Below are 8045 nucleotides of genomic sequence, written 5' to 3' on the forward strand. Positions count from 1 at the left end.
CGTTCATCGTTACGCTTTTTTGTTGTTTTCTTCTTCATCCGTTAATCCCTTCGTCGCACTCTTAAACTCTTTTAGCGACTGGCCGAGCGATTTCCCCAGCTCTGGAAGTTTTTTCGTTCCAAACAATAAGACAATAACAAGCAAAATAAGTAAATATTTCACAATGAGTTCACTCCATTTGATTCAGATGGGTAATTCTTTAAAAAATATACAAGCGACTGTAGCTCAATGGCCAAATCAATATGATGCACCCGGATGTTTTCCGGCACATTTAGGCGTGCAGGAGTGAAATTCAAAATGCCTTTGATTCCCTTCTGCACAAGACGATCCGTAATAGACTGCGCAGCATGCGCTGGAACGGTTAAAATCGCCACAGAAATTTGTTCATGGATGAGTTCTTCCAGTTGATTTAAGTGATAAACAGGCACTCCACCCACTTCTGTCCCTACTTTTGCTTGATCGACGTCAAAAGCCATCACGATCTTTGTATTATTATTTTTCATAAAATTATAATTTAAAAATGCTGTTCCTAGATTTCCGACTCCGACTAATGCCACTTCCGTGATTTCATCTTGATCAAGCGTCTTGCGAAAAAACGATAATAAATAACTAACATTATACCCATAACCCTTTTTTCCAAGAGCCCCAAAATAAGAAAAATCACGCCGAATGGTTGCTGAATCGACTTTAACTGCTTCGCTTAATTCAGCTGAAGATACTCGCTGTTTTCCTGAGGCATATAAATTTTTTAAAAAACGATAGTATAGTGGTAATCGCTTAGCAGTTGCCTGTGGAATTTTCGGCTGTTCATTGCTCATGATAAATCCCCCGCATTCACTTAAACCGTCTTACTTTGCTTTACGCTGGTAGTGTCCGGATTTCCCTCCGGCTTTTTCTACGAGATATGTTGGCCCAATCACCATTCCTTTATCCAACGCTTTGCACATATCATAAACCGTAAGCGCACAGACCGAAGCAGCCGTGAGCGCTTCCATCTCCACCCCTGTGCTCCCTTTCGTTTTCACAGTCGCTGTAATGATCAGCTCACAGCTCTGTTCATGCATCCTCCATTCGAATTGAATATCGACTCCTTTTAACATTAAAGGATGGCACATGGGAATAAGATCAGCAGTTTTTTTAGCCGCCATAATACCAGCGACTTGAGCAACCGCAAGGACATCTCCCTTTTTTACTGAATGGCTGACAATTCCTTCATAAATCTCCTGGCTCACCGTAATACTTGTCCGAGCCACCGCCACACGCACGCTATCCGCCTTTTCGGTAATATCGACCATTTTGGCGCGGCCTTGTTCATTAAAATGCGTAAAAGATGCCAATAATATCTCCTCCACTTATAAACTATACACTATTTTTTCCCGTCTGTCTTTTCTAACTCGTTTTATTGCCCAAGTAAAAGCTCTTGCGATACACTAGTAAAACGAGAGGTGAAAAACAATGATCATTTTACAAATACGACAACTTTCTAAATATTTTGGCGCTGATCTTATTTTATCGAATATAAAATTAGAAATACAGTCAAAAGACCGCATCGCTCTCGTCGGAAGAAACGGAGCGGGAAAATCAACGCTACTTAAAATCATGGCTGGCGAAATGTCATATGACAGCGGGGAAATCATCAAACCTAAAGATGTCACGATCGGTTATCTTGCCCAAGATAGCGGCCTCGATTCCACCCTATCAATATGGGAGGAAATGATGACCGTGTTTTCCCCATTAAAAGCAATGGAACAAGAGCTGCGCACAATGGAACAGCAGATGGGAGATCCCGATCTTCTTGCAGACCCAAAACGTTACGATAAATTGCTAAAAGAATATGATATCCTGCAAGAAAAATTTAAAGACCAAGGGGGATACCAATACGAAGCAGACATTCGTTCCGTTTTGCATGGACTGCGATTTTCTGAATATGATTACACCACTACTTTTGTTCAATCGCTTAGCGGTGGACAACGAACCCGCTTGGCGCTGGGCAAAATGCTGTTAATGAAACCCGATCTTCTTATTTTGGACGAACCAACAAACCATTTAGATATCGAAACATTAACATGGCTTGAGCAATACTTGCAAACATATCCAGGAGCTATTTTAATCGTTTCGCACGATCGTTATTTTCTTGACAAAGTAGTGACACAGGTGTATGAATTATCGCGGACAAGCATAAAAAAATATATCGGAAACTACAGTAAATATTTGCAACAAAAAGCAGAAGACCTTGAGCGCGAATGGAAGCTGTATGAAAAACAACAAGAGGAAATGGCAAAGTTACAGGACTTCATCCAACGAAATATCGCTCGCGCTTCTACAACTAAGCGAGCACAAAGTCGCCGTAAACAGCTTGAAAAAATGGAACGAATCGATAAACCCATATCTGAAGAAAAATCAGCCAATTTTTCCTTTGAGATTGAGCGCCCAAGCGGAAATGAAGTATTAATTGCCGAAAACCTTTCCGTTGGTTATACACCTAATGAACCTGTGATCCGCGGCGTACAATTCCGCATTACTAAAGGCGATAGCATTGCCCTTGTCGGACCAAACGGGATCGGAAAATCGACACTTCTTAAGGCAATTGTCAACAAAATCCAGATACAAAACGGTAACTTACGGTATGGCTCCAACGTACAAATCGGCTATTATGACCAGAATCAAGCAGACTTATCATCAAATAAACGAGTGCTTGATGAGCTTTGGGATGAGTATCCGCAAAAAACAGAAAAAGAAATTCGTACCGTATTAGGCAATTTTCTATTTTCTGGCGATGACGTTCTAAAGCCGGTATTTGCATTAAGCGGCGGGGAAAAAGCACGACTGGCATTAGCCAAGCTCATGATGCAAAAAGCAAATTTCCTGATTTTAGACGAGCCTACTAACCATTTGGATCTAGATAGTAAACAAGTGCTCGAAAACGCGTTAATTGATTATCCCGGAACCATTCTTTTTGTATCGCACGACCGTTATTTTATTAACCGCATTGCTACCAAAGTGTACGAGCTCACTCAAGAAGGAGTCATTGAATATTTAGGAGATTATGATTATTACCTTCATAAAAAAGCAGAAATGCTTGAACTGAAGCAGCTTCAGGAAGAGGAGAAGCAACGGAAGCATAATAAAGGAGGAGCTTCCATAAAGCAGCAATACGAACTCGACAAGGAAACGAAGAAACTAGAACGACAACGAAAAAAACGAATTGAAGAAATTGAAAATGAAATTAGTCAATTAGAAGAAAACATCAGCGAGAGCGAACAGCAATTATGCGATCCCGAAATCTATGGAGATTTTCAAAAGGCACAAGAACTCACTAAAGAAATTGAAATGATGAAAGAAACCTTAGAAGCCTTAATCGAAGAATGGGAAGAACTGCATACATCCCCAGTCGAACATAAAGGGACCCGGACTCCATCATAAACATTGAATAAAGCAATAACGATCCTATACCATTTTGCACCATCTTCAAGCCGCCTTTATCGAAAAGACTGTTAACATCGTTTATTAGTCGATTAACACACTTTTACTATAATATTTTGATCCCCTTCTATTGCTATAAAAGCAATAGAAGGGGATTCTCCAATAAAACTATCCACATTTTTTTACACAGAATTTTTCTTTTAAATTAAGTTATTCACCGTATTTTCCACAATATCCACAAAAAAGTCTAAAAATACTCACAAAAAATTGTGGTTAAAGATAACTTGGTATTCCTCATTCATGATAAGTTTTCCACATTACCCACAATATGTGGATAATTATATTAACAACTAAACATTTTCGCAAAAAAAAATCCTCTTGACTACGCAGAGGATTTTTGGTCTTACTCCAATTCAAGACCAGGATCAGCATTTAACGATAGCTCGCTTCGTTTTCCATGTGCAAACAATATCGTTCCAGCTGCTGCAATCATCGCAGCATTATCCGTACAAAGAGATAACGGCGGAATGACAAGCTCTACCTCCTGCAGCTCGGCCATTTTCTGTTCCAGCGCCGTCCTGAGCCCTCGATTGGCCGCTACTCCCCCAGCTAACAAAACTTGGCGCACATGATATTCTTGAGCTGCTTTGATCGTTTTGGTGACTAGTACATCGATGACACTTTCCTGAAAGCTTGCCGCCATATCTTGGATTTCTATTGTTTCGCCTCGTTGCTCGGCATTATGCAGCGTATTAATGACCGCCGATTTCAACCCGCTAAAACTAAAGTCATATGAGCCGTCCTCCAGCCAGGCTCTCGGTAAATCGAGCGTCGCTCTTCCCTCATGAGCCAACCGATCAATGTGCGGTCCCCCTGGATATGGCAACCGCAACGCTCGAGCTACTTTGTCATACGCCTCGCCAGCTGCATCATCCCTTGTTTCGCCAATCACTTCAAATGAACCATGCTCTTTCATATACACAAGCTCCGTATGCCCCCCAGAAACAACAAGAGCCAGCAGCGGAAACTTCATTTCCGTCACAAGACGATTGGCATAAATATGCCCAGCGATATGATGCACAGCGACTAATGGCAGCTGATGCGCAAAAGCGAGCGCCTTGGCAGCATTTACCCCAATTAAAAGAGCTCCGACAAGCCCCGGCCCTTGTGTGACTGCAATAGCATCTAACTCCGCAAAAGATAGATTGGCTTCGTGCATCGCTTTCTCAATCACAAGGGTAATTTGCTCAACATGGTGGCGCGAAGCTACCTCTGGAACAACACCGCCAAATCGCTTATGGCTTTCAATTTGCGAAGCCACCACATTCGCCATGATTTCTTTTCCATTTTTCACTATAGCTGCAGCTGTTTCATCACAGCTTGTTTCAATTCCAAGTACATATACATCTTTGTTCATCTTAATTTCACCCACATTACAAGAGCATCTTCTTGATTATCTGGATAATATTTCTTCCGAATGCCTCCATTTAAAAATCCGAGCTTTCGATACAATGACTGTGCGACATGATTGGAAACACGCACCTCCAGCGTCATCGTTATCGCTCCCAGCTGTCTAGCCGTTTCCATCATCATTCTCATAAGCGCTTCGCCTAACTTTTTACCGCGATACTCCGGCAATACAGCCACATTGGTAATATGCGCTTCATCAATAACAACCCACATCCCACAATAACCAATCATATGCCCATTATGCTCCATGACGACATACTTCGCATATTGATTGTGAACAAGCTCATTATAAAATGCTTCGCGGCTCCACGGAAGCGTAAATGAAGCCTTTTCGATCGCTAGTACATCATCGATATCATTTAACGTCATTGTCCGAAAATTAATTTCCATGGCTTTCTTGCTCCTTCTGCCTAGCGAGCCAATTAACTTCCGCTTCAGCTAAGCGCACATAATTAGGGACAAATGAGTGAACATCCTCTGGTGTTCTATTCATCCCCAAAAAAGCCAATTCGCTTGGACGCGGCAATTGTAACGATGGTGGTCCAAACACTGCTAATGAACCGAGCACCCCTGTTAATATATCTTGATGGAAAACAACATCTCCGCCCAAAAATAAAACTGGCTCCTGTTTTTCCTGCAACCATTGCGCCCATTCACTTGATAGCACAATTCGGTCGCTTTCTACACATTCTAGCTGATTACTATGATAACGATACAATCCTGTATAAATTTGTCCTCTTCTTGCGTCAAATAAAGGGCAAATCAACCCATTAAAATAATGTCCATTGGCAGCGAGCACTTCAAGACTAGATACCCCTACAATCGGAATATTCAATGCCCAGGCTAACGTCTTGGCAACTGTCACACCAATGCGTACACCTGTATAAGAGCCTGGTCCCTTCGCTACAACAATTAAATCGAGTTCTTGAGGTGCAACTTGGCAATTTTCCAATAACAGTTGGACGGCGGGCATTAAGCGGGTGGAATGATCCTTTTTGATATTTGTGAGGATTTCCCCTTTAACGACCGAACCTTCCACTAAGGCAACGCCCAAAGCAGCATTCGATGTATCAATCGCTAATACTTTCATCCCTCTATAATCTCCTTGCATAACTGTTCATATCGTTTTCCAATGGGTTCCAATACCATTTTTCTTTCCTGATCTCCATGATGATAAAGATGGATGTACAATAATTCATCAGGAAGCTGGGGCTTAATCAAATGAGCCCATTCGATCACGGTAACGCCATCACCTTCAAAATATTCGTCGAACCCCAAGTCTTCAAACGTATCCTCCAAACGGTATACATCCATATGATAAAGCGGGAGACGTCCTTTATATTCCTTGACGATCGTAAAAGTCGGACTGCTGACGGCTCGCGTAATGCCTAGCCCTTTAGCTAGCCCTTTCGTAAACGTTGTTTTTCCTGCTCCTAAATCTCCTTCTAAGGCAATCACATCTTTTGGCTGCAATTGTTCTGACAGCCTAGCAGCAAATTCCATGGTTTCCTCGGCTGAGCGCATAACTAATTCATAAATCGCCATCATCTGTCACCTAACTTTAATCATTGTTTGCCATTTTCACGTACCCAACAGAAATATGGATTTCCTTCAACAATATCCCCACAGGTCGATTTATTTTTCAGTAAGTTGTTCAACATTTATGTTAGGAATATGAAATCATATCTAATCGCTAAGCAATTTGGCAGACTAATCAAAAAGAAAACTTGAGAGAGGGTTTCTTTTGCTGAACCAACGTACCTGATTTAAACTTGATCATAACTGCCTGTTCTACCATTAACTAAATTTTATTGCCTGCGCTTGAAATTGTATCACATTCCGGTAAACTGGTGCTACTTTCTAACGACTACTTCTATGATATCAGCAGAAATTTGTTTGTTGAACGCTTTCCGATTCCAGTGTTGGATGGATGATAGACGCTAAAAAGAGAAACTTATTTTGTTAGCAAGAAGGGCTTTGGTCATCAGAGTAGAAATATTGGTAATGGTAAGAAATCTTTTTTACGCCCTCAGCTAAAGCTTCTTCACTGTCTATATGGGATTTGCAGGGATACTCTTGCGGCTGGGAGACATGTTACTGGTTACTGATAAGCTCATGATACCGTGTAGTATATTGCATGAGCCAAATAAAGATAAAACATCCTTAAGAGTTCGGATTCTTAAGGATGTTAATAAAATAAAATGGTTCTATTCATCAAAAAGGGGGAATGGGTGAAAAAGCAGAAAAAGGCATAAAAAAATACGAAACCCATTGTTTCGCTAGCAATGGCGGTCCCGACGGGACTCGAACCCGCGATCTCCTGCGTGACAGGCAGGCATGTTAACCACTACACTACGGGACCATTTTGTTTGGTTGCGGGGGCAGGATTTGAACCTGCGACCTTCGGGTTATGAGCCCGACGAGCTACCAGACTGCTCCACCCCGCGGCAATAAAATCATTCAAACAACATTTATAAAAAAACAAAGGATAGCCTAGCAACGTCCTACTCTTGCAGGGGCGTTAGCCCCAACTACCATCGGCGCTGGAGAGCTTAACTTCCGTGTTCGGGATGGGAACGGGTGTGACCTCTCCGCCATCGTCACTAGACTATTCGAAGGATGATTCCTTCAAAACTAGATAACAGATCAGAGAAGAAAGGATAGGCGGTGCTTTTCTTGATGTCTAGCTCCGCTTTCCATCGACATGCAAACATGTCTCGTCGGAAGAACATTTTCCTTCCGGCGCTAAGCGCTCGCTTCCACTTTTCGTATTGCCTAGTTCCGCAAGCTGCATCCTACGGTCGTTTCCGCTTCTTCTGTCCAAGTCTCCTGACTTGTCCGTCAGAAGCTTGAACGCCCTATGGATGCAAGCGAGCTTGCTCCCCTTTTCGTATTGGTTAAGTCCTCGATCGATTAGTATCCGTCAGCTGCACGTGTCGCCACGCTTCCACCTCGGACCTATCTACCTCGTCATCTTCGAGGGATCTTACTTGCTTATGCAATGGGAAATCTCATCTTGAGGGGGGCTTCACGCTTAGATGCTTTCAGCGCTTATCCCTTCCGCACATAGCTACCCAGCGGTGCCCTTGGCAGGACAACTGGTACACCAGCGGTGCGTCCATCCCGGTCCTCTCGTACTAAGGACAGCTCCT

At 42.5% G+C, this 8045-nt stretch carries 8 protein-coding genes, 2 tRNA genes and 2 rRNA genes (1 of these 12 only partly in view); 1 reads left to right on the top strand and 11 read right to left on the bottom strand.

Annotated elements, in window-relative coordinates; genetic code table 11:
* Positions 1-9: 9 nt before the first annotated feature.
* The 3 genes from tatA to moaC are packed head-to-tail and all read right to left on the bottom strand — an operon-like array spanning position 10 to position 1337.
* Complete coding sequence (gene tatA / locus GFC28_RS11460) at positions 10-162, bottom strand: twin-arginine translocase TatA/TatE family subunit (protein ID WP_080859420.1); 153 nt, start codon at positions 160-162, stop codon at positions 10-12.
* Positions 159-818 carry a redox-sensing transcriptional repressor Rex gene (locus GFC28_RS11465; RefSeq protein WP_044743241.1) on the bottom strand — a complete coding sequence of 220 codons (660 nt, stop codon included), beginning with the start codon at positions 816-818 and terminating at the stop codon, positions 159-161. Before GFC28_RS11465 ends, tatA begins: the two co-directional genes overlap by 4 nt.
* Before the next feature lie 30 nt (positions 819-848).
* Positions 849-1337, bottom strand: a complete 489-nt coding sequence (gene moaC, locus GFC28_RS11470; RefSeq protein WP_044743242.1) for a cyclic pyranopterin monophosphate synthase MoaC — start codon at positions 1335-1337, stop codon at positions 849-851.
* Positions 1338-1455: 118 nt separating this feature from the next.
* On the opposite strand from moaC, the gene GFC28_RS11475 reads away from it, so the two are divergent.
* Positions 1456-3423 (top strand): ABC transporter ATP-binding protein, encoded by a 1968-nt coding sequence (locus GFC28_RS11475; protein WP_044743243.1) that lies wholly within the window; start codon positions 1456-1458, stop codon positions 3421-3423.
* Positions 3424-3826: 403 nt separating this feature from the next.
* Here the strand turns inward: GFC28_RS11475 and tsaD are convergent, their stop codons facing one another.
* From tsaD to GFC28_RS11515, 8 genes are all read right to left on the bottom strand, one after another.
* Positions 3827-4840 carry a tRNA (adenosine(37)-N6)-threonylcarbamoyltransferase complex transferase subunit TsaD gene (gene tsaD / locus GFC28_RS11480; protein ID WP_044743244.1) on the bottom strand — a complete coding sequence of 338 codons (1014 nt, stop codon included), beginning with the start codon at positions 4838-4840 and terminating at the stop codon, positions 3827-3829.
* Entirely contained in the window at positions 4837-5283 is a 447-nt protein-coding gene (gene rimI / locus GFC28_RS11485; protein ID WP_044743245.1) for a ribosomal protein S18-alanine N-acetyltransferase, read from the bottom strand. Before rimI ends, tsaD begins: the two co-directional genes overlap by 4 nt.
* Positions 5273-5983, bottom strand: a complete 711-nt coding sequence (gene tsaB, locus GFC28_RS11490; RefSeq protein WP_044743246.1) for a tRNA (adenosine(37)-N6)-threonylcarbamoyltransferase complex dimerization subunit type 1 TsaB — start codon at positions 5981-5983, stop codon at positions 5273-5275. Before tsaB ends, rimI begins: the two co-directional genes overlap by 11 nt.
* Complete coding sequence (gene tsaE / locus GFC28_RS11495; protein ID WP_044743247.1) at positions 5980-6438, bottom strand: tRNA (adenosine(37)-N6)-threonylcarbamoyltransferase complex ATPase subunit type 1 TsaE; 459 nt, start codon at positions 6436-6438, stop codon at positions 5980-5982. The genes tsaB and tsaE overlap by 4 nt, the downstream gene beginning before the upstream one ends.
* Positions 6439-7179: 741 nt before the next feature.
* Positions 7180-7255: transfer RNA gene (locus GFC28_RS11500), tRNA-Asp, on the bottom strand.
* Between the two features lie 8 nt (positions 7256-7263).
* A tRNA-Met gene (locus tag GFC28_RS11505) sits at positions 7264-7340 on the bottom strand.
* A 44-nt stretch (positions 7341-7384) separates the two neighbouring features.
* Positions 7385-7501 (bottom strand): 5S ribosomal RNA (gene rrf / locus GFC28_RS11510).
* A 285-nt stretch (positions 7502-7786) separates the two neighbouring features.
* A 23S ribosomal RNA gene (locus tag GFC28_RS11515) occupies positions 7787-8045 on the bottom strand; it runs 2670 nt beyond the window's last position.

It is taken from the genome of Anoxybacillus sp. B2M1 (assembly GCF_001634265.1).
In the GTDB taxonomy this organism is placed as follows: Bacteria; Bacillota; Bacilli; order Bacillales; family Anoxybacillaceae; genus Anoxybacteroides; species Anoxybacteroides rupiense.

Excerpts from the sequence above, each read along its gene's own strand:
- GFC28_RS11465 (WP_044743241.1), bottom strand. The coding sequence starts at position 818 with ATGAGCAATGAACAGCCGAAAATTCCACAGGCAACTGCTAAGCGATTA.
- GFC28_RS11475 (WP_044743243.1), top strand. The coding sequence starts at position 1,456 with ATGATCATTTTACAAATACGACAACTTTCTAAATATTTTGGCGCTGAT.
- tsaD (WP_044743244.1), bottom strand. The coding sequence starts at position 4,840 with ATGAACAAAGATGTATATGTACTTGGAATTGAAACAAGCTGTGATGAA.
- rimI (WP_044743245.1), bottom strand. The coding sequence starts at position 5,283 with ATGGAAATTAATTTTCGGACAATGACGTTAAATGATATCGATGATGTA.
- tsaB (WP_044743246.1), bottom strand. The coding sequence starts at position 5,983 with ATGAAAGTATTAGCGATTGATACATCGAATGCTGCTTTGGGCGTTGCC.
- tsaE (WP_044743247.1), bottom strand. The coding sequence starts at position 6,438 with ATGGCGATTTATGAATTAGTTATGCGCTCAGCCGAGGAAACCATGGAA.